This is a genomic window from Fontisphaera persica, assembly GCF_024832785.1.
Taxonomy (GTDB): Bacteria; Verrucomicrobiota; Verrucomicrobiia; order Limisphaerales; family Fontisphaeraceae; genus Fontisphaera; species Fontisphaera persica.
In genome coordinates this window covers 2,262,321-2,283,864 of sequence record NZ_CP116615.1, presented here as the reverse complement: position 1 = coordinate 2,283,864, position 21,544 = coordinate 2,262,321, and the positions used below count along the sequence as shown (strand labels likewise).

Below are 21,544 nucleotides of genomic sequence, written 5' to 3'. Positions count from 1 at the left end.
ATCCAAGCAAACCAATTGAAAACCAGAACAGCTTAACGAATAACGATATAATAACGAATCTTAAGCCCATATTTAATGATGTACGCCGCCACAGCAAGATTATTTATTTTTGATTCCGTTATGCACACGCATTTTACCGCACGATGCCTTATAACGATGGATAATGAGGGCCACGGCACTTGGTATCAGCATAATTGCTATAAATAAATTTGACAGCTGATTAAGCTTGTAAGTCTTTAAAAACAACAAGGCACCGTTTTCTTCACTTCCGAAACAGCCACAGGGACTGTCGTATCCAGTAATGAGCAAACCAGCTTTATAGGCGATAAAAACAACACACATGTAAATTATTAGAATATACTTTTCTATGCATTCATTATTCTTTATCAACTTATATCCGATCCACAGCTCAAAACCAATTGCAATGATTGTTACGATCCCGTTGGGTATAAATGTGAAAACCGGATCCGGCGCGAAAAATATTTTACTCGCGAAGATAATAGTGAATGATTTGGCGACAACAGCCACAATTATGATCACCATTACGATCAATATGTATCCCCTATAGATATACTGTGCCATACACCTTTTGATGCTCAGTTAATTTTCTGCTTAAGGAGAAGTTAGTGCTATCCATCGTTAATACAATATATTCCGCGTGCGGCACAATGGCACATTAACCGCACTCTGTGGCTTCCCAAGAAACCAGCGTTGATATCTGGCTTAAGCGGTTCCTAAAGCACATGTTGTTTGATTGATTCCAAGGACGAAGCACATATCACCTTGTTTCCCATTACAGCACCCTTTTCATCAAGCTATAAGCGTTTGGCCGATGAACACTAGATGCCTATCCTTAGTAATTGGGATGCATCTTAAGGGCTTTGATTTAGTTACACGTGCAGCGAATTCTCACCGGAGTGCGCTCATTAACCCCTTCATAATTGCATTGGCATTGCTGCGCCGCTTGTGGCACTTGCACGCATTGCCCAACAAACGCCGTGGCATTAACGATTATTTGATTTGCCGCAGGCAAAACCACACACGTATTCATGGCAGGAAAACATCGTTTACATACTACGCCTTCGCCTAGCGCCAAGCTCCTAAAGCAAAGACCTTGACAAGCGTTACCTTCAGCATTATAATTAAAACGACAGCTTTCAAAATCATGGCCACTCACTGTCGAACATTTGTAAAGCAAGCCGCCGTGGCTAAGATTTGACTGATCGCTATCAAATGTCGGTATGTTTTCTGCCGTTTGGACCTGGCCAAGGATAGCCATAATCGTTATCGCCGTTATGAGGATTTTTTTCATTTTGTTTCTGCTTTCTTTGTTTTATGTTTGTGTTTGGTGGATTTTGCTAAGAAAATCAAAGGAATAATAAAAGCCAACGCGACGATCCCTGATGGAATGAGTTTGGTAATCTTATAGGCCAGTCTGGTTTCATACCATTTTCTTGGCTGCGCCATTTCAGGCTGATTTGGCACTAGCTTGGCTTTTGATGGCAGGTCTGTTATCGCCAGCCAGTTGCTTGAGCTTCGGTAATTATATTGGTTGCCACTGCGAACGTCCGTGACATGGGTGCCAGGCAAGGGAGTGGGGATTGCTATCTCAACCGGCTCACCGATGGTCACATTGGTGACCAGTCCATGATAATAATGCCTTCTTAATGTGTTTCTTTCATACTTCGTGCAGCACAATTCCCACTCTGTGGGGATGGCAACATCATTGCTGGTGGCGATGTGTTTGGCAATATATTCTGCCGGGATGGTTGTGCAGATGCTGTGCATATACTGCGTTGTGTGGTTATACTGCTTTAACTCTTCGTCTGTTATTGCATTTCTAATCTTTTTGTCCAGGTCAGCCAGCACTTTTTTGTATGCACCAATATTTACCTCAAATGATGCTTGGACCGGAGCATAAGGCCACAGTTCATGCCGCTTGATGGTTATATCGTAGATATGAGCCTCCTCAAGGTAGAGCATAAAAGGAGCACTCATTATATGATTCGTGCCAACACTGGCGTCAAAACTGGAAATATAAACAAACCACAACAAGTGCGCGGCCGTTGCATTTCCGGTTGGATCAAATCGCTTGGTTAATGTGCCCACAGGTTGCTGTGCGTTTAGGGTTGTTGTATAGAGATACACCGTGTTTTCTCCCTTGATATAAGTATTTGTTACCAGGATTCCACGAGATAAATACACAAAGCTCCAGGACGATCCATCTGTCTTTATATTAAATGGAGTTTTGCTCATGTTGTTTGTGGATATTGTGTTATGGAAAGTCATAATCCCGCTGGCGCTAAATGATTTGTTTTCGGCAGCCGGGGCATCTACAAAGGCACAAACCAGCCCGGTGAAGGTAAAAAAGTAAATCTTTTTATCAAGCCAGAAGCGGCAACGACATATTACTTTATGATTCCATGCTACCAGTGTGCATAGCCCGTAGTTCCATCCTGTTATTAGGCCAATTACAATAAAGTTAGCGAGGTAAAGATTTAAGCCAAAGAAGTTATGAAACAACTGGAGCAACAGCACGGCCAGTCCGATGCCGGCGCCGCAGATGAGGTTGAAGAGCAGGAATCGGCGGGGCCAGCCACGATGGCCTGGCGGGCTGCCCTCAGCAGGTCGGAAGGTCCACAATTCGTTCCAGAGAAAATTGTTCGCCAGCGCGGTCTCGGCGGCGAGAATTTTGCTCAAGCTGAGGTTCAGCCCAAGGCAGCGCGGGTCGGCCAGGAGAAACAGCATCCCCATGTCCACCACCACACCGCTCCCTCCCACCACGCAAAACTTGGCAAAACGGCAAACCTCAAGCTTCGTCCCCGGTCGGAACCCTTGGGAAAATACCTCCTGCCGGCTCATCTTCGCCGCGCTCATCTTCGCCGCGCTTACTGGCAACCTCTTGGAAAACCCACCAACCACTCATGCACGGTTGTTGGGCTGTTGGGCACAATTTCCAAAACGAGTCTCCCAAAGTCAAGCCTCTTTTTGGTGGGTGTGAAAGATTTAAGTATAACTAATAAAAATACATTCAACGCATTAGATATATACATATCTGCTTGCACCCTCCCTTTGACCATTGCCGTTTGGCTATCATCCGTCCTCCGGCAGCGTAAGCGTCCCCCGTTCTCCCTTTGGCGTTTCACTCAAGGCCATTTTCTCTCAACTGGCCCACCGATTATGCACATACAACGCCGTGAAATACAATTGCAACGTCCCCATCAGCGCCACCAAATACCACAACACCCAACGCGCCCGTCCCTCCCGCAAATACACCGCCAGCGCAATAAACATCGGAAAGGCCATCATCATCAGCCGCGGATACGACCAGTAGATATGCGTCAGCCCCGGCACGCCCCCCACCAGCAACGCATACGCAAAATACCGCTCGTCCAGCCGCCACACCAGCACCAGCGCCTGCGCAAACAGCACATAGTGCAGCCGGTCCACTGCCGAGTTCAGACCCCCGTGAAACTCGCCGATGTTCAAAAGCCCGCGGATCGCCTGCCCCAGGTTCAGGAGGTTGTCTATGCTCGGCTGGTTGGAATATAGCTTTTGGGCCGCAAAACCTTCAAAGGCGTTGCCGGTAAAATACCACATCACGCCAAAGTAAGTGAGATACCCGCCCGCCGGCAGCAACAGATGCGCATAGTCCCGCCAGCCCCGCCGGCAACGCCAGAGTTGCAGGAAAAACACCAGCAAGACAAACACCCCCACCGCCCGCGTCATGGGCATGAAAAAGGCATACAGGCCGGCCGGGAGGAATTGTTGTTTGAGCAAGTGGCGCAGGCAACTGACCGACAGCCAGAGAAAGAGCGGTTCGGTATAGATGAGATGGAAAAAAATGGCCCCGGGAAAGAGGAGGATGAGGGCCAGAGCCCACCGGGCGGCGGACACCCCATGCCTTTCCTCGACCAGCCGGTAAAACTGCACCAGCCCCAAAAAGGAGAACAGGTTGGCTAGAATGATGCCCGACCAGAACAAATCCCCGCCAGTGAACCACGACCCCAGCCGAATCAGCCCCGGCCAGAGCGGATAAAAGGCGCATTGTGGCGAACTCGGGGCGTAAACGCTTTGGGCAATCTTCAGGTAATCTACTGCATTCCATGTGGCAAAGTGGCTGGCTAGTGTTGGCCCTCCCTCCAGTGGCCAACCAAACCTCTGCTCCCATTTGCTTAAATCCCAAGACGGAGGTGCGCAAACCAGTGCCGTTGCCACCAAGAACCAAAGAAGCTTGCAGGCCACAAGTATGCAATATATGAAATAACAATTAAGGTAGCTGCATTTATAGAAAACATTGTTACTCATGCAAGCCTGCAATCCTTTTTTGCCTTAGCTAAGGTTGCTTATGCCCCTTTCCTGATTTTAGGGGCAACGTATTTTTTGATGCATTGAAACTCCAGTGAAACGTGTTTTGAGTGACTTTTCTTCTATATTAATATTGTTATTGAATGCCCTATTGCAAGCTATACAGCCGCTTTTCAGGTCACACTGCACGTTGTCGGCTTGTCTGGCACCAGCCCGTGGGCCTTGCCCGCTTGAGCACAACACCACACTCAACCGCGACTTTCAGCAGCCGGTTCATGTTCCAACAAACACTTTTGAACTCCAATTGCAGCCAATTCGAGTTGCGCTTCCAATTAGCGCATCCCCGCTCCTGCTCGGCTCAGTGTTTCGGCCACGCCAACAAGGTCCTCGTATCTGCAGATCGGCTGGCTGAACTTGACGGTTCAAATGATGTTCGGGTTGCGCACCTACTCCTTGCAGTGGGTGGCGGAAAGGTCGTAACAGTACTGCAAGGTGCACATCTTGAACAGCACCAGCAGCGAATGCGGCGGACACCCTTTATGAGCCGGGGGCTCGGTCGGTTGCCAGTTTAACGCAGCTTGGAATATGTTCAGATAGGCGCTGTTCGGCGGGGTGGCTACCAAGCTGTCGAAGAGTACTTGATGAGGATTGAGGGTCGTTCGCATATGCTGCCTGGACGAAATTCACCACCCTTTTCAAGGAATTATGCAGCGACTTCGGATTAGTATAAACCTTGTTCAAGGTTTATATGAACACATCATAAATTACCAGCACCAACAACCGACTGTTGTTGTTCCTGCCCACAATATGAATTGTGGCCAATATGAATTTGCCACCACTGGCAGGAACCAATATATCTATCAACGATAGTCGTAACTCCAGTTGGAGCAGAAAAACAGTACCCGATCCAGGTTGGTGCGCAGAAGCCACAGCGCGGGGTGCCGGGAGGAAAACTTACATACCCGCAGGAGCCTTCACATGGGCCATTGGCAGTATTGCAAAATGCCACTATGTTTTCGTCGTAATAGGAACAACGATGGTTCCACATTGTAGTCACAGGCTGGGCGAAGCAAATACATACTGTGACAATAACTCCGATGAGTGTGCAGACAGTTTTTTCTGTAGTTTTCATGCTGTTTACTTTATGATTGTTTATTTTGCCTCCATAAAAGCACAAGCACCAACATGGGCAAACATACCATGCCAGCGCAAAACAGAGCTTTCATGGGGGTAAATTCCAATTTCCTTTTCTCATTTAGTCTTGCCTCTTGGAGCGCAACTAATCTAGGGTCCCTTGCATCCGTTATCCAATGGTTGGTAATGGAATATTGAATCCCGAATATTTTGTATTTTGTATTTTTAAAACGAGTATCTGATACATCAATCCGTGTCATGTTGGGAAGCACAGGCAGTACTTCGATGTGATTTACAATTGCCAGCCTTTCGACGACACCAATAAAGTCAAATATTTTAAACTTATAGTTCTTTTGGATTGACTTTTGTTTTTCAGCGGATGGCATCATATCGCTATGCGAAAACAACCGCTGCATACTCAGGCAGTACCTCAACGGAAAGCACAAACCATTGATGTTCGTTACGTTTTCGGACACATAAGTAATTTCGATATCCTTGTAACGTTCTACTTCCTGGCTAAGCTTGCCCAACTGCGCTCGAACGGCCATTGGCATGCCTTCCGGATATGTTTCGCTCATAATTTCATTTGCTCGCTTGACCAGATGACTCGAAACCTTCCAGCGAGCTCTTGCCGGAAGATGAGGCGGCAAGTCCATGAATTTAACATCTACTTCAAACAAATGCTTAAGTGGATCGGGGACTCCCCATTGTGCTGGTAAGTATCTATTTGTCCGAACATACTCAGCCGAAAGAAACGCAAACCACGGCTGGGTTACTGGATAAGGAGCATATGGATAACATCCTGGATAAATTTGTGCTGCCATTGCTGGCAGGTCAATTCGTGGCTCATGGAAAAAAATATACGTATTGGTGCCATCACAACCTGCTTCGTAATATATATCGCTTGTTATCATGCTTCGAATTTTCCACTGATTATATTTATTGGCCCAAAGATGATATCTGAACAACTGATTCGTAACAACCACGTTTGTGCCGGCATAAAATGTACAACGGAGAAACCCCTCCAACTCGTATGCTGTGATGATATTGGTTGGCTTCTGCTCCTGAGCCTGTATGGTCAAGCAAGGAATAATAAGGCATAAGACGAATTGGGTCGCGTGCCCGCACGTGCATTGTTTCCTTCTCCTTTCTATCGCATCCATCCAAAGTCCGGCCGCGCTGCCAATACCCAAGTATGCGAGTATTGCATAAAGAATGTGCCTTATCGGGGTTTCGGATGCAAACGCATGTGCGATTGTTCCAAAGCAATAACAGGTTGTCGTGTAACCAAAAATATAAAGGCCAATACGGTACCATACCAATGCCAACGTAATCGACAAGACGGCAGCTAATTTCATCCTTCGGTTTCGACCGAATATAATATAGAACGCAGTCACATATTCCAAAATCACCGCTAATGCGAGCACGTCACGATTGTTAAGGAAACTAACCACGGGATCGGGAATCATGCCTTCCCTCATATCCGGCGAAGAACCAAACAGTTTGAGTGAAGCCGTAAGTAATAGAAGCACGGCCACACTAAAAAGAAAGCCATTGATGATCTTGTTCTTCCAAATGCCTTTGCCCTCTAATTGCATGGTCGGTTCCTACTATTGCATTCTCCAATTTAAATGACTATTTAGTGCATAATTCCAAACACTGGTCAGACCGATGGTCAAAATATTGGAAAAGTAGAGGTTCAATTCAAGCAAGGTGTAGAACAGATGCAAAAGAGTCAAAGACAAGCCGATGCCGGCGCTGCAGATGAGGTTGAAGAGCAGGAAACGGCGGGGCCAGCCCCGGTGCCCGGACGCATCCTCAGTAGGGGGGCGGAACGTCCACATCTCGTTCCACAGAAAGTTGTTGGCCAGGGCGGTCTCCGCAGCGATGACTTTGCTGACCGTCACCCCCCAGCCCAGACAGCGCGGATCGGCCAGTAAAAACAACATCCCCATGTCCACCACCACCCCTGAGCCGCCCACCAGGCAGAACTTCGCCAAACGAAAAACCTCGGCCTTCGTCCCCGGTCGGAACCCTTGGGAAAATACCTCCTGCCGGCTCATCTTCGCCGCGCTCATCTTCGCCGCGCTCATCTTCGCCGCGCTCATCTTCGCCGCGCTCATCTTCGCCGCGCTTACTGGCAACCTCTTGAAAAACCCACCAACCACCCCTGCACGGTTGTTGGGCTGTTGCGCGTAATTTCCAAAAGGCGTCTGGCAATGTCAAGCATCTTTTTGTTGGGTGTGTAAGATTTAAGTGTAACTAATAAATAGTCCTTCATCGCATTAGATATATACATATCTGCTTGCACCCTCCCTTTGACCATTGCCGTTTGGCTATCATCCGTCCTCCGGCAGCGTAAGCGTCCCCCGTTCTCCCTTTGGCGTTTCACTCAAGGCCATTTCCCCTCAACTGGCCCAGCGATGATGCACATACAACGCCGTGAAATACAACTGCAACGCCCCCATCAGCGCCACCAAATACCATAACACCCACCGCGCCCGCCCTGCCAAGGGGGCTATCGAAGCCGGGTGCCTCCAGATTTAGGATTTTTGTGATATTTCGCGACTTGCTTCTGGCTGGACGACAGGAATAATCATTCGCGCTGGCTATGACACCCATGAAAACCTTACATGTCTTCATTCATTTCCAATTACACCGCCATCTCCTTTTGGGCTTTGTGGTCTGGCTCGCGGGTGGTTGGTTCGCGGCGCTCCAGGCAGCGGAAACTCAGGAGGCTGCGTTGCGCCAAGGCACCAACTTTATTCCCACCAAGGTGTATTCGGCCGAGGAAGATGCCCGGCTGCTTAAGTTATTTGAGGGGTTGCGGGTGGCGGATGTTTCGGACGGCATGGATGCGGTGGGTCTGCCCAACACCGGGTTGATGGACGCGGACATCAAGCCCTTGTGGCGGGACACCGAACATTACCGCCATCGTTTTGTGGGCATTGCCGTTACGGTGCGGTACGTACCCACCCAGCAACCACCGCCGGGGCAGCTTGAAACCGCCAAATTTGACCAGTGGGTGGGTGATTGGTACCGGCTGCGCTCCAGTGAGCCGTTTGTGCCCTTGTTGCGGCCTGGTTCGGCCTTGATTATCGAAGACGCCCCCAATGCCGATGTTGGCTCCATCGGTTCCAATAACATTTTGGCCTGGAAAGCCCGGGGCTGTGTGGGGGTGGTGACCAGCGCCACCGCGCGCGATACAGATGAAATCATCACCCAGAAAGTGCCCCTTTATTACCGCCAACCCGGACGCGGCATACGGCCTGGCCGCAACGAGGTGGAATCGGTGAACCGCCCTGTGGTATGCGGCGGGGTGCTGGTGATGCCGGGCGATGTGATTGTGGCGGATGGCGATGGCGTGATTGTGGTGCCCAGGGCCAAGGCGGAAGCTGTGGCTGTTTACGCGCGCAAAATCCTGGAGGAAGACAAGGTGGGGCGGCGTAATCTCTACAAGCGCCTTGGACTGCCCGAGGATGACTCCGTGCGTTGAGTCCGTCACGGAGAGCCGCGCCGAATCCCCAGGCAACAAACTGGACGCCGCGAAGGCGGGGCGATATGCTGCGGGCATGAAAAGCATTTATGCAGGCGCGATTTTCCTGTTTTCCCTGGCCTTGGTTGGGGCGGCTGATTTGACCGGCCTGGCGCAGGAGTACGACCGGCAACTGCGCGAGAAAATCCTGCCTTACTGGTATGACACCACGCTGGATCGCGCCCACGGGGGTTATTTGCTGGCGGATGACCTCAGCGGGCGCCGGGAGGCCAAGGACAAGGCGCTGGTGGTACAGGCGCGGATGGTGTGGGGGTTCAGCCATGCGCATCTTTATCAATATAGCGATGCCCGGCGCGATTATTTGCAGGCGGCCCAGGTGGGATATCGTTTCCTGCGCGACCGCATGCTGGATGCGCAACACGGCGGTTATTACTGGCGGGTGGACGCCGCCGGCAAGCCCTTGCAGGACCGGAAAATCATGTATGGCCAGAGTTTCGTCATTTACGCGCTGGTGGAGTACTACCGAGCCACACAGCATCCGGAGGCGATTCGCCTGGCCATGGATTTGTTTTTCCTGCTGCAACGCAAGGCGCATGATTTGGAGCATGGGGGCTGGATTGAGCATTTCACCCGCGACTGGCGTCCGGTGTTGCAGCACGATGACCAGGTGTTCGTGGAAGTGGGCGGCTACAAAAGCGCCAACACCCATTTGCATTTGATGGAAGCGTTCACGGAGCTGTACGCGGTGACCGGTGATGCGACTGTGCGGCGGGCTTTGCAGGAGGCCCTGGAGATTAACCGCCGTTACTTTTATCCGCTGGAGCCGGGCCAGTCCTGCTTTCATCGGCAACTGGATTGGCGGCCGGTGACGGACCCCAAGAGCGCCGGGTTGTCCTATGGGCACAACGTGGAATTTGCATGGCTGATGGTGCAGGCGCAAAAGGCGCTTGGCCAGCGGCCGGACTGGCGGCATTTCTACGCCCACATAGACCATGCGCTGCAATATGGCTATGACTGGGAGCGCGGCGGATTATACCACCGCGGCGTGGGCAATGAGCCGGCTTCCGACACCACCAAAGTCTGGTGGGCCGAGGCGGAGCTGATTGCCGCCCTGAGCGAGGCGCTGGCGCACCAACCCAATCCGCGTTATGCCCAGGCGCTGGAAAAACAGTTCCGCTTCCTCCAACAGTACCAGACTTCGCCGGAGGACGGCATCTGGCTGGACACCGTGTATGCCGACGGCAAGGTCAAATCCGGCGGCAAGGCGCATCACTGGAAGGCCAACTACCACGATGTGCGGGCCATTGTGAAATTTATTCAGGCATTCAAGCGTCCTGCTTCCCGCGCGGCAGTCCAATAGTAGCGCCGTCGGACGCTTTAGAGCACCTTGACCACCAGCACGGTGATGTCATCGGTCAAGGGGTCGCCTTGCGCAAATTCGCGCACGGAATCGTACAAACCGCGCACAATCTCCGCGGCGGGCCGGCTGCGGTTTTGCCGCAGGAATTCGAGGGCGCGCCTGGCTTCGTAAAGCGTTTTATCCGGGGCCGTGGTTTCCTCAATGCCATCCGTCAACAGGAGGAGGACATCGCCCGGGGCCAGCGGCACGGGAGCAGAGGCGCGAAAATTGGCCGAGGAAGCAATGCCCAGCGGCGGGCCGGTGCTGCGCAAGGTGGCCTTGACTTCACCGGAGGCGTCCACCACATAACCTGCGGGGTGACCGGCGCTGCCATAAACGAGCGTGCGCGCCTCGGGGTCCAGTTGGGCGAGCATGAGGGTGACAAAGCGTTCGTTGCCTACGTCCTCAACCAGGGTGCGATTGGCCAGGGAAAGAATCTCCTCGACTTTCTCGCGGTTGCGCGTGAGCAGGCGCAGGTAGGCGCGGGTTTCCGCCATGAGCAGGGCCGGGCCTACGCCGTGGCCGGTGATGTCCGCGACCACCAGCCCCAGCCGCCCCGCCGGCATGGGCAGGTAGTCAAAATAATCGCCACAGGCCGCGTCAGCGGGAAAAGAAGCACCGCTGATTTCAAAACCGGGCACTTGCGGAGCGGAGGCGGGAAAGAGGAGCCGCTGGATTTCGCGCGCGACCTGCATTTCCTGTTCGTGAGCCCGGAGGGCTTCTTCGGCCTTTTTGCGTTCGGTAATATCGCGAATAAAACCCACGTAGCGGCGCTGGCCCTGGAGCACCATTTCACTGGCGCTGATTTCAATGATGACCCGGCGGCCATCTTTGCGCAGGCCGATGGCCTCGCGGGCGGCCCAACCGGTCTGGCGGCGGCCGCTGCGCACGTATTCCACGAAAGCCAGCGGATTGGCCTCGCGCAGCTCGGGGGGCTGCAAGAGGGTGACGTTGCGCCCCAATAATTCCACCGGTTTGTAGGCGAAGACACTTTCCACGGCGGGATTGGCAAATTGAATGTAGCCGTTGGCATCCATCAGGAGCACGGCATCGGGGCAGGTCTCCCACAGCAGGCGGTAGCGCAACTCGCTTTCGCGCATCTGCTGTTCGGCCTCGGCACGGGCGGCGCGCACTTTGGCTTCGCGCAATTCACGTTCGACGGCCGGGGCGAGGCGGGCGAGGTTGCCCTTCATGAGGTAATCATGCGCGCCTGAACGCATGCATTCCACGGCGATTTGGTCCCCAATGCCGCCGGAGACCACCACAAAGGGAATATCCAGTCCCAGCTCGTGCAGCAGCTCCAGGGCCTTGGGCGCGCTGAACTCGGGCAGGTGATAATCCGCCAGCACCACATCCCAGGTTTGGCTGGTGAGGGCGGCGCGCATCTGCTCCGCGGTTTCCACCCGCTTGTACTGCGGGTCATAGCCCCCCATCCGCAGCTCATTAAGCATGACGCGGGTGTCAAATTCGGAATCCTCCACCACCAGCACCCGCAAGGGACGCGAGGCCGGGGCAGGGGCCGAGGCAGAGGAGGGGGTGGTCATTGGGGACGGTATTCCGCGCGGGCTTCCGGCAACCATTGGCGGAGTTTGGCGATGCGTTTTTCATCCAATGGATGCGTGCGCAGGAACCAGGGAGTGCTGCTTCCGCCCTGCTGGCGGTTGTAGGCAGCAAATCGCTCCCAAAAACGCACGGCTTCTTCCGGGTCGTAGCCCGCCCGCGCCATGTACTTGAGGCCGATGTAGTCCGCTTCCTCCTCCTGCTTGCGGCTGTGGGGCAGGGTGCGGCCCAGGGTCGCGCCCAGCCCATAGGCGGTCATGGCGGCGGCCTGCACTTTGGGGTCGCTGCCGGACAGTGAAGCTCCCAACACCTGGCCGGCGGCCTGCATGGCCAGGGCTTCGCTCACCCGCTCCGCGCCGTGGCGGGCGGTGGCATGCGCCACCTCGTGGCCCATGACGGCCGCGAGCCCGGCATCATTCTGCGTAATGGGCAGGATGCCGGTGTAAATGCCAATTTTGCCGCCGGGCAGGCAGAACGCGTTGGCCTCCTTGCTTTCAAAAACCACAAACTCCCACTGGGCGTTGGGCAATTGCGCCACCGCCGCGATGCGCTTGCCCACGCGCTGCACCTGCGCATTGAGGGCCGGGTCGCGGCTGATGGGCATTTCCTTCTTCAGCTTTTCAAAGCTGGTCAGCCCCAGCGTCATCTCCTCCCCGGGGGTTAATAACATCAGTTGCCGGCGGCCGGTTTCGCCCACCGTGGTGCAGCCGGCCAGCCAGGCTGCCAGCGCCAGGGCCAGCCAGACCGCCGGATTTCTCACCTGAGGCATCTTCATGTACTCCAACTAAGCATAAATAAACTTTTCCCTCAAGCGAGCTTTGTGGCTTGCGCCGCGCCGCCGGGTTGGTTAGTACAGCGTCATGCGATTTATCGGCAGTCTTATTGAAAAACTGCAACGGCATCCCAAACGGATTGTTTTTCCGGAAGGCAGCGAGCCCCGGGTGTTGCAGGCTGCCCGCCAGTTCCGCTCCCTGCGGCTGGGGGCGCCCATTCTCCTGGGTGACCGCACGGCGATTAAGGAAGCCGCGGAGAAGCTCAACATCAACCTGGAGGGCATCCGCATCATCAATCCCGCCACGAGCGAGGATTTGGACAATTTTGCCCGGCGGTTTGAAGCCTTGCGGCGCGCCAAGGGCATCCGGTTTGAAGAGGCGCGGGCGGCCATGCTGAATCCCAATTATTTTGGGAGCATGATGGTGGCCATGCATCAGGCCGATGGTCTGGTGTCCGGCACCAATGAAGTGACGGGGAGCGTGTTGCGGCCGCTCTTTCAAATCATCAAGGTGGCGCCCCACTTCACCACGGCCTCCTCGTGCATGATTATGGAGGTGGAGGATACGCGGTTTGGCGAGGAAGGCGTGATGTTCATGGCGGATTGCGGCGTCATCCCGGAGCCCACCGTGGAGCAACTGGCCGATATTGCCGTGACCACCGCCCAACTGGCGCACAAGCTGCTCAACGTCCGTCCGCGCGTGGCCATGCTCTCGTTTTCCACCAAGGGCAGCGCCATGCATCCGTCGGTGGGCAAAATGCAGGCCGCCACCGCGCTGGCCATCCGCAAGGCGCAGGAGCACGGGTTGGAGGCGGATTTTGACGGCGAATTGCAGGCCGATACCGCGCTGGTGCCGGACATTGCCCGGCGCAAACTGCCGGAAAGCAAGGTGGCGGGGCGGGCCAACGTGCTGATATTTCCCGACCTCAACGCCGGTAACATCGCCAGCAAATTTGTCCAGCACATTGCGCGCGCCAATGCCTACGGGCAAATCATGCTGGGCTTGGACCGGCCGGCGGCGGATGTTTCGCGCGGCTCCAATGCGCATGACATTTTGGGCGTGGCCGCCATTGTGGGCGTGCAGGCCATTGATTACAAATCGCTGTATCCCGATGCCGGGAACCACATTCCCGGTGAATAATTCCCCAGCCAGTTTTTGCTCATGAATCGAACAACGCCGCGCGTGTTTATTGCCGCCACGCGCCAGAATGACGGCAAAACCACCACCAGCCTTGGTTTGATGGCCGCCCTCCAGCGCTATTATCCCCGGGTGGGGTACATCAAGCCGGTGGGGCAGCGGTTTGTCGAAATCGCCGAGCAAAAAATTGATGAGGACACCGTCCTCATGGACAGTGTGTACAAGCTCAACTGCCCGCTGGTGGACATGTCCCCCATTGCGGTGGAGCCGGACTTCACCCGGCGCTACCTGGAAAGCGCCAACAACGATGCGCTGGTGGAAAAAATCCAGCGCGCTTTTGACCGCGTGGCCTGGGAGAAGGATTTTGTGTTGTGCGAAGGCTCTGGCCACGCGGGTGTGGGCGCGGTGTTTGATTTGTCCAACGCGCAGGTGGCGCGGGTGCTGGATGCCAAGGTCATCATTGTGTCGCGCGGGGGCATCGGCAAACCGATTGACGAAGTCACGCTGAACAAGGCGTTGTTTGACAAGGAGGGCGTGGAAATCATCGGCGTCATTATCAACAAGGTGTTGCCGGAAAAAATTGATTACATCAGCGACTTTGCCCGCCGCGGGCTGGCGCGCAAGGGGTTGGAGCTGCTGGGGGTTTTGCCGCATTTGCCGATTCTCACGCGGCCTTCCATCGCCACCATCATGGAGGAGCTGCACGCGCAGCCGCTCAACGAGGGCCGTCCGCTGCACACGCTGGTGCACGATTTAATCATCGGCGCCATGAGCGTGCACAACGCGCTGCGCTGCTTTCAACCGGGCGTGCTGGCCATTGTGCCCGGCGACCGCGAAGACATCCTGCTCGCCCTGGCGGCCGCCCTGGACGCCGGCGCGCCCATTGGCGCGGCGGGCATTGTGCTGGTGGACGAATTCAAGCCGGACCTCACCGTGCGGGAGGTCATCCGCCAGATGCCCTTCCCGGTGTTGCTTGCGGAGGGGGATAGTTATACCGTCACCTCCAAAATCCATGATTTGGTGGTGAAAACGCGCCCCGACGATTTGGAGAAGATTAATCTCATCCGCGATTTGATTGGACGGCACGTGGACGTGCCCAAGATTCTGCGGGCCTTGGGGGGGACGCCGCATAATGCGGCCGCCACACCGGCCGCCACCGCCTGAAAGGCCCGCGCCTTCCTCCGCTGGGCAGGCCGGGAAAATCAGGGGACGCTGGCAGGGGAGGCTCTTGCCAGGGAGCGCAAGTCGCATGATAAAATGCGGGGGACGGGATATGAGCAAGCGTTCTCACACGAAGGCGGGCCAGGTTACCCACGAGAGGAAGGAGGAAATCAGTCTATTGCTTTCGTGCTGTGGCCTGCCGCCCGATGCGGCCTGGGAGCCGGTGAGCGCCGGCCCCCTCAATCAGGTTTTCAAAGTGCATACCCGCGACGGCGTTTATGCCTTGAAATGGTACGGTCAGGGACGCGGCGCGGCGGTGCGTTTCTTAACGGAGCAGGCTTGGTACGACCTGCTGAAACCGTTGGCGCAGCGGCACATGCCCGAAGCCGTGGTATGGCAGGCAGCACGCCGCTGTGTGCTCTTGAAGTGGGTGGAGGGAGCTTCGCTCAAGGCGGAAGACCTTACCCCCGCAGCGCTGGCTGATGTGCTGGCCTTGGTGTCCGCTTTATATCGCCTGCGGCCTGCCGCCGTGGGCCGGGCTTTCCCGCCGGCTGCCGGGGCATGTTTTAGTCTGTTGGACCGACTTGATGCTGTGGGGCAGGGGGTGGAAAAGACGGCGCGCCAACTGGCTGGGTTGCGTGGGGCCAAAGCCTTGGCGGGCCGCTGGGAACCGGCGTGGCAGGTGGTAATGTCCGCCGTGTTGAAGCGCGCAGAAAAGGCGGGCATGGACCCCCGGCTGGTCCTACCCCTCAGCCAGCGGATGCTTGCCGCTCCAGACTGGGGCTTGCACCAGGCCTTGCGCACGGCCGGGGGCCGCCTGGTCTTTTTCGATTTTGACGGCGCCGGATGGGAAGACCCGGCCTGGTGGCTGGCAGGCGTCTTTACCCGCTGTGAAGTGGCGCTGCCGCTGCAGCATTGGAACTCCTTTGTGCCGGCAGCCGTGCGCCTGCTGGGGGTGGAACCAGAAACGGTGCGGCGGGCGGCGTTGCTTCTTCCGGCCAGTCGTTTCCAGCAGCTTTGTGGAGCGGTGGAGCGCCTGGTCGAGAGGTCTCCGGCTGCGGCCCGGGCAGTCGCACTCAAGGAATTAGAGGCGGCCCTGACCGATTTGGCGCGGGCGGAGTGGTGGCTGCCGGTTTAAGGCGTGCCAGGCTGGTGGATGATGGCGTTGATGACAATGCGCACGTAGGCTGGGTCTTGAAATTCCAGCACGCTGTGACCCGGCATCAGGTAGTAAATGGTGCCCTTGCCCGCCGGCTTAATCCATCCGGCATGGCTTTGGTGCCATTCACGATTGGTTTTTTTGTCGGTGTAACGCAAACCCAGCAGGCGGGTACGCTCACCCAGCAACTGGTGATTCAGGTAAACTTCAGAATCGTGCAGCGTGAACAGTGGCAAAACCTGCCTGACCCCGCCGACGGGAGCGAATTCGCCCGTGGCTGGATATTTCACCTTATGGGTGGTGATAAAATGGTTGGTGGCCAGATTTACAATGTCCAGCGTTACGCCTTCGGTCCATTGATACCCGCCTTGGGTAACGTCTCCCTTGGGTAAATCCACTCCCAAAAAGTTGAACCATAACTCATTGGTGCGTTTGCCCGAGCTGATACTGTGATGCAGGGCCACCAATTTTCCGCCTTCGCGGGTGTAGTTCACCATGGCCTTTTCCGGAGCGGGCAGCAATTTACCGTGGATATAGACTACGACCGCTTGGAAGGGTTTCAAATCGGCCGGCATTTCCGTTTGTTTGACAATTTGGCTATCCCATCCCTCCTGCGCCTTGAGCTGGCGGGCCAGCTCCTGCATCGCGGGAAATTCATCGGCCACTATCAACACCTGGGCCGCCAGGGCCGGCATGGCTGCCGCTGCCAGTGATAGTATTAACGCGAGGGTTTTCACAGGGTTACTATGTCACCTTTTTCGTAAGATGCATCAAAATTCACCATCCGCCAGCCCAGCCCGGCCACGGTCAATGACGTTGAGTTTAAGGCCAAATGGATTGCAAGGGATAGGCGGCCAGCGTTTCAAACCTGGCCTGGCCCTGGCGCATGCGGGCATGCATGCCTTGTTCTTCGGCTTTGGCCATGAAAGGCAGGGGCACGTAGGTTAAACCGTCTGCCGCGAAAACCTCGATTGTGGTGCGATCCAGGAAGACCGCCAGCCGCTGGCGGCCCTCGCGCAGGGGAGCCTTGGCCCGATGGCCATTTACGGACAATTCCTGATGGCCGGCATCATAGATAATTTCCGCCCCGCGCAGTTTCAACTCGAAAACCGCTCCCGGAGCAGGCGTGAATTCGGCGCGCACCTCCCACAATTCGCCCCGTGCCGCGGCGAGCGGGTTGGCGGCACCGGGCACCAGGTCCAGAGGCGCGGCAGCGATGGGCTGCCCGCGCAGTTTTGCCAGTTCGCGCACGGGCCACATGGTCAAGCGCGGGCCGTCCGGGGTGTTGGTCAGGCTCAATTCCAACGGCAGGCTCATGCATTGATTGAAGGGCATGCCGGGAGCAGGGGCGCGCAGCCAGCCGATTTGAATGCGGCGTCCATCCGCGGGCGGGATGTCGCTGAAAGTCTGCGCCGCGTAGAAATCACGGCCCAGATGGCCGGGCAGTTTGGGAGTTGCTGGCGTGAACTGGCGGCCGTCAAAATGGCCCAGCATGTATTCGCTGCTGGCGCCGGTCAGCAGCCACAAGTGGCGGCCGGTTTCGCCGGGCACCGCCAGCGGGAAAAAGTCCGGGCACTCGAAGAATCCCTCGGTGCGGCTCAAATAGGTCCAGTCGCGCAGGTTTTTCGAGCCAAAGAAAAAGATGGAGTGCACGCGGTTGGTCTCGACATAGAGCGTCATAATCCATTGCTGCGAAGCTGCGTGCCAGATGACTTTCGGGTCCCGGTTGCCGGGGGTCAGGTTGGGCACGATGGGATTCCGCTCATATTTTTTGAAAGTCCGGCCGCGGTCCGTGCTGTACGCCAGGCATTGGGTGTAGGGCTGGCCGCGGGACTGGCGGTTTTCTCCGCCGGCGGCCGTGTAAAACAGCAGGATGGCGGGAGAGTCGGGGGCATTGAGTCCCGCATCATTCCGGTAATCCACAATGGCTGAGCCGGAGTACATGGTGCCCAGGGCGTCCGGATACAGCGCCTCGCCGAGTTCCTCCCAATGCACCAAATCGCGGCTGACGGCGTGGCCCCAGTGCATGTTCCCCCAGTTCCAGCCATAAGGATTGTGCTGGAAAAAGAGGTGGTATTCCCCCGCATGATACACCAGCCCGTTGGGGTCATTGAGCCAGCCACGCTGCGCGGAGAAATGGAATTGGGGCCGCAACGGCTCGCGGTAAAGCGGCTGCGCGCCTTTCGGGGCATCGCCTTGCTCCAACAGTTCCAGGGCTTGAGAATCTTCGCGCAGGCGGTCCACCTGCACCACCAGCGTTTTGCCGGCAAACGGGCGCAAGTCCACCCACGCCCACCAGTCCGGAGCGGCATCGGCCAGTTCAATGTCGAAGTCGCGTTCGAGGCGTCCCTCCACCAGCAGGCTGACCCAGCGTTTAGGGGCGCCGTTTTTAACGGGCAGGAACAGGTACCGCCGTTCGGCGGTGAATTGCCGCTGCACATTCTCACGCCAGCGGGGGGCGGGCGTGTCGCTCAGGATTATATGGTCCACATTGATGTGTCCCCATCCGCCCGTGGCGCGGTCCACGATTTCAAGGATGCCGGTGCGGCCCAGAAATTCGCGCACCTCCCAGCTCTGCCAGTTCAGCTCCTCGCTTCCACCCGGCCGGGTGTTGGGTCCGGTGGCGGTGCGCACATGTTTGCCGTCCACCAGCAAGTTCATGCAGGTTTCGCCGGCGAAGCCGCCACCCCCAATGAGAAATTTGAGATAGGGCCGTTCGATTTTAAAGGGGGGCGAAGTCAGGGTGCCGGTGCTGCGGTCACCGCCGTAAAAGCTGTTAACCAATCCCTTGCCTTGAAAACCGCTAACGCGCATTTGATTGGGGAGCGTGCCGCGGGCGGGACCCGGCCCAAAAGCCGTGCCGGTGGCGGTCCAGCCTCCGTAATTGGTCCCCTCAAAATCCGCAATGAGGATGTCCGGCAGGGGTGCAGCCGCTGGCAACCCCCAGCCGCCCAGCCAGGCGGCGCACAAAATAATGAATTTGCGCATGTCCCCAACAGACCATATTTGCGGGCCCGGAGGCAAGCGCATCATTCCAGACCCCGCTCAGTCAATTCATCTTCATCCAACCCCAGATAATGTCCCAGCTCATGCAGCAGGGTGGTGCGCACCTCGGCACGGTAATCCGCCTCATCACCGTTTTCCTCGTCCACCATGCACCAGATATTTTCCAGGTACAAAATGATGCGGGGTGGAAGGACGGTGTGGGCCTCCTCATCATGGTCGCCCCCAATAAATAGCCCCAAAGTATCGGGGTCCAATCCCTCTTCAATCAAGGCGGCGGCCGGCATCGGCTCGTAAGTCACGGGCAGTGCTTCTGCCGCTTGACGCAGTTCTGGCGGCAAAGCCTTGAGGGTGCGGCGCACTTCGGCGTCCGCCACCTTTACCAGCCATTCCCACTCTGGCAAACTGGCCATGCGAATGCGGCCCTGGAGTTGGTCCCCTGCTTGTCAGTGTTTATCTTTCGTTGGGGCGGGGGTGACTGGGCAGCTCGGCGGGGGGCGGCGGGGGCGGGGGAGGAGGAACACCGTGCAGGCGCATCATGCGTCGTTCTTCGGCCATGGCCCGGCTGGCTTCATCCTCCATCTGTTTGGCGACGAATTGGTCCACAGAGGCCTTCACGGCGGCCAGCTTTTCATTGATGCCTGCCAGGGCCAGGCGGCGTGCGGCAGCAATATCGGCCCAACTGCGGCCGCGGCGTTCCTGTTTGATTTGCTCGAAAGACACATTGGCCGCCTTGGCCAGGAGCAGGCCGGTGGCCAGGTCCCCGTAACTCATGGCGCTTTTGCGCCGGGTGGCCTCGAGAGTATCTGCGGCCACACCGGTTTGGCGGGCCAGGGCGTCCATACCCACTTGTTGCAGAGCGGGGGTGGCCATGATTTGATTGATGGTCCGGATGTTCTCGTTCAATTCCAATTTGGCCTTGGCCCAGGCTGCCGCGGGGTTGGGGGCGGGTTTGGCGGCTGGCGCGGTGGCGGCAAACAAGGGCACCGTGGCCCCGCATGCCACCAACAGGGTCAAGAGGGGCAGGGTCATGGAATTCATGAAGCAGGTGGCTTTCATAAGGTTGATAACCAAAGGAACGATACTCCTCTCACCCCTTTCTGGCAAGTTGCTCCCGTGCCTGTTCTTCCCCCACCAGGCCGGGGAAGCCGGTGGTGGAAAGACCGGCGGATTTCCCGGGCAGGACCACGCAGGCGGGAAGGGCCCAGCCTCCATTTTTTGGGGCATTTTTGCTTGGCAAAGGGACGGCGAAACCGTTATCACTAACAGGCACAGTAAACGCAGCAAACATACGACTTATGGCTCAATCTGTTTATCATCCCAGTATCGAGGGCGCCCAACACGGCGCAAAATCATTGGCCCAATTTTTGGACTACGCGAAGGCATCCGGCGCCACCGGCGCCCAGCCGTCCAACTACATGCTTCAGGGCGGCAAGCTTTTCATGTCCGCCGAGGAAATCAAAGAGACGTTTGAGTCGCGCGGCATGACGCTGGACGGCATCTCCTGCCACTGTCCGTTGTGGGTGCACACCACGGCGTGGACGGGCAGCCCTTCGATTCGCCCGTTCATCCCGGAGGATGTGGCCAAAAAATCCCCGCAGGAAATCGAGGAATGGGCGGAAAACTATCTGCTGAAGTTGATGGATTTGGCGGCCGAGCTGGAGGTCAAAATCCTGCCCACCTTCTGGGGCGTGGCGTTTGGCTGGGAAGTGGCCAGCGGTTATCCGTGGGGCTTCTGGGCCGGCCCGGGTTATGATTTAATCAAGGAAGGGCAGGAGCGGTTTGTCAAAAAGACCGCCAAAATCCGCAAGCATGCCAATGAACTGGGGATTTACCTTTGCCACGAAATCCATCCTGGCACGGCGGCCATGTGCGCGGATGACTTCAATATGCTGGTGCAGATTTGCGATGGCGACAAGTGCCTGGCGGTCAATGCCGATCCTTCGCACTGCTGGGAAGGGGAAAGCTGGGAGACCCGTTTCCTCAAGGTGGGGCCGCGTGTGTATGCGGCGCACATCAAGAACTTTGTCATCCGTCCCGGCCTGCCGTTGCGCATGATGAATGGCAACTGGCCGTGCCGCGCCATGCAATTTGTGGACTTGCCCAGCGGCGACATCAACATGCAACGGTATGCCGAGCTGTTGATTCACATCGGCTATCCTTCCCGTTATTGCAAGGTCATGAATCGTCCCACCGCCCCGCTGGTGGTCGAGGCCGAAAGCGCGCACAAGGACTTGGATTACACCAGCGCCAATGGCATCGCCTACGTGCGGGATCATCTGTGCTGGCCGGCGGCGGCTGGTTCCTTTGAGGACGGCATGGGCGCCTGAAGCCTCCTCCTCTGGAGGTCCCTTTCCACCCCGTTTCCCGCGAGGGAAACGGGGTTTTTATTGGACGGAAAGAGCCGGTGGGCG

At 56.4% G+C, this 21,544-nt stretch carries 18 protein-coding genes; 7 read left to right on the top strand and 11 right to left on the bottom strand.

The annotated features are described in order from the left end of the window. Positions 1 to 99: 99 nt before the first annotated feature. The 5 genes from NXS98_RS08380 to NXS98_RS08360 form a co-directional block, all read right to left on the bottom strand. The gene (locus NXS98_RS08380) at positions 100 to 528 is read right to left on the bottom strand and encodes a MauE/DoxX family redox-associated membrane protein (RefSeq protein ID WP_283848040.1); all 429 of its coding nucleotides are present in this window, start codon (positions 526 to 528) and stop codon (positions 100 to 102) included. 780 nt (positions 529 to 1,308) lie between these two features. Further along, on the bottom strand, positions 1,309 to 2,877 hold the full coding sequence (locus NXS98_RS08375) for a GtrA family protein (RefSeq protein ID WP_283848039.1): 1,569 nt from the start codon (positions 2,875 to 2,877) through the stop codon (positions 1,309 to 1,311). A 285-nt stretch (positions 2,878 to 3,162) separates the two neighbouring features. Further along, entirely contained in the window at positions 3,163 to 3,984 is an 822-nt protein-coding gene (locus NXS98_RS08370; protein WP_283848038.1) for a hypothetical protein, read from the bottom strand. A gap of 1,466 nt (positions 3,985 to 5,450) precedes the next feature. Then, positions 5,451 to 7,040, bottom strand: a complete 1,590-nt coding sequence (locus tag NXS98_RS08365) for a MauE/DoxX family redox-associated membrane protein (protein ID WP_283848037.1) — start codon at positions 7,038 to 7,040, stop codon at positions 5,451 to 5,453. Between the two features lie 12 nt (positions 7,041 to 7,052). Then, on the bottom strand, positions 7,053 to 7,397 hold the full coding sequence (locus NXS98_RS08360) for a GtrA family protein (RefSeq protein WP_283848035.1): 345 nt from the start codon (positions 7,395 to 7,397) through the stop codon (positions 7,053 to 7,055). Between the two features lie 81 nt (positions 7,398 to 7,478). Between NXS98_RS08360 and NXS98_RS08355 the strand changes: the two genes are divergently transcribed. The 3 genes from NXS98_RS08355 to NXS98_RS08345 all read left to right on the top strand — a co-directional run bounded on the left by NXS98_RS08355 (position 7,479) and on the right by NXS98_RS08345 (position 10,298). After that, a complete protein-coding gene (locus NXS98_RS08355; RefSeq protein ID WP_425499944.1) occupies positions 7,479 to 7,691 on the top strand; it encodes a pentapeptide repeat-containing protein in 213 nt (70 codons plus the stop codon). Between the two features lie 371 nt (positions 7,692 to 8,062). Further along, positions 8,063 to 8,938, top strand: coding sequence for an RraA family protein (locus NXS98_RS08350; protein ID WP_283848033.1), 876 nt, complete (start codon positions 8,063 to 8,065; stop codon positions 8,936 to 8,938). A 76-nt stretch (positions 8,939 to 9,014) separates the two neighbouring features. After that, complete coding sequence (locus tag NXS98_RS08345; RefSeq protein ID WP_283848032.1) at positions 9,015 to 10,298, top strand: AGE family epimerase/isomerase; 1,284 nt, start codon at positions 9,015 to 9,017, stop codon at positions 10,296 to 10,298. Positions 10,299 to 10,315: 17 nt separating this feature from the next. Here the strand turns inward: NXS98_RS08345 and NXS98_RS08340 are convergent, their stop codons facing one another. Both NXS98_RS08340 and NXS98_RS08335 read right to left on the bottom strand, forming a co-directional pair. Further along, the gene (locus NXS98_RS08340; RefSeq protein ID WP_283848031.1) at positions 10,316 to 11,881 is read right to left on the bottom strand and encodes a SpoIIE family protein phosphatase; all 1,566 of its coding nucleotides are present in this window, start codon (positions 11,879 to 11,881) and stop codon (positions 10,316 to 10,318) included. After that, positions 11,878 to 12,672 carry a M48 family metallopeptidase gene (locus NXS98_RS08335; RefSeq protein WP_283848030.1) on the bottom strand — a complete coding sequence of 265 codons (795 nt, stop codon included), beginning with the start codon at positions 12,670 to 12,672 and terminating at the stop codon, positions 11,878 to 11,880. Before NXS98_RS08335 ends, NXS98_RS08340 begins: the two co-directional genes overlap by 4 nt. Before the next feature lie 85 nt (positions 12,673 to 12,757). On the opposite strand from NXS98_RS08335, the gene NXS98_RS08330 reads away from it, so the two are divergent. From NXS98_RS08330 to NXS98_RS08320, 3 genes are all read left to right on the top strand, one after another. Further along, entirely contained in the window at positions 12,758 to 13,810 is a 1,053-nt protein-coding gene (locus NXS98_RS08330) for a phosphate acyltransferase (RefSeq protein ID WP_283848029.1), read from the top strand. A 21-nt stretch (positions 13,811 to 13,831) separates the two neighbouring features. Then, entirely contained in the window at positions 13,832 to 14,971 is a 1,140-nt protein-coding gene (locus NXS98_RS08325; RefSeq protein WP_283848028.1) for a phosphotransacetylase family protein, read from the top strand. A 109-nt stretch (positions 14,972 to 15,080) separates the two neighbouring features. Continuing rightward, positions 15,081 to 16,106: a protein kinase family protein gene (locus NXS98_RS08320; RefSeq protein ID WP_283848027.1), complete on the top strand. Its 1,026-nt coding sequence runs from the start codon at positions 15,081 to 15,083 to the stop codon at positions 16,104 to 16,106. On the opposite strand, the gene NXS98_RS08315 is transcribed toward NXS98_RS08320, so the two are convergent. The 4 genes from NXS98_RS08315 to NXS98_RS08300 all read right to left on the bottom strand — a co-directional run bounded on the left by NXS98_RS08315 (position 16,103) and on the right by NXS98_RS08300 (position 20,189). Further along, positions 16,103 to 16,864 (bottom strand): ThuA domain-containing protein, encoded by a 762-nt coding sequence (locus tag NXS98_RS08315; RefSeq protein WP_283848026.1) that lies wholly within the window; start codon positions 16,862 to 16,864, stop codon positions 16,103 to 16,105. The genes NXS98_RS08320 and NXS98_RS08315 overlap by 4 nt on opposite strands. A gap of 85 nt (positions 16,865 to 16,949) precedes the next feature. Then, on the bottom strand, positions 16,950 to 19,115 hold the full coding sequence (locus NXS98_RS08310) for a glycoside hydrolase family 32 protein (protein WP_283848024.1): 2,166 nt from the start codon (positions 19,113 to 19,115) through the stop codon (positions 16,950 to 16,952). Between the two features lie 41 nt (positions 19,116 to 19,156). Next, positions 19,157 to 19,543, bottom strand: coding sequence for a metallopeptidase family protein (locus tag NXS98_RS08305; RefSeq protein ID WP_283848023.1), 387 nt, complete (start codon positions 19,541 to 19,543; stop codon positions 19,157 to 19,159). A gap of 40 nt (positions 19,544 to 19,583) precedes the next feature. Then, positions 19,584 to 20,189, bottom strand: coding sequence for a hypothetical protein (locus NXS98_RS08300; protein ID WP_283848022.1), 606 nt, complete (start codon positions 20,187 to 20,189; stop codon positions 19,584 to 19,586). A 239-nt stretch (positions 20,190 to 20,428) separates the two neighbouring features. Between NXS98_RS08300 and NXS98_RS08295 the strand changes: the two genes are divergently transcribed. After that, positions 20,429 to 21,460 carry a sugar phosphate isomerase/epimerase family protein gene (locus tag NXS98_RS08295; RefSeq protein WP_283848021.1) on the top strand — a complete coding sequence of 344 codons (1,032 nt, stop codon included), beginning with the start codon at positions 20,429 to 20,431 and terminating at the stop codon, positions 21,458 to 21,460. The last annotated feature ends 84 nt before the right edge of the window (positions 21,461 to 21,544 follow it).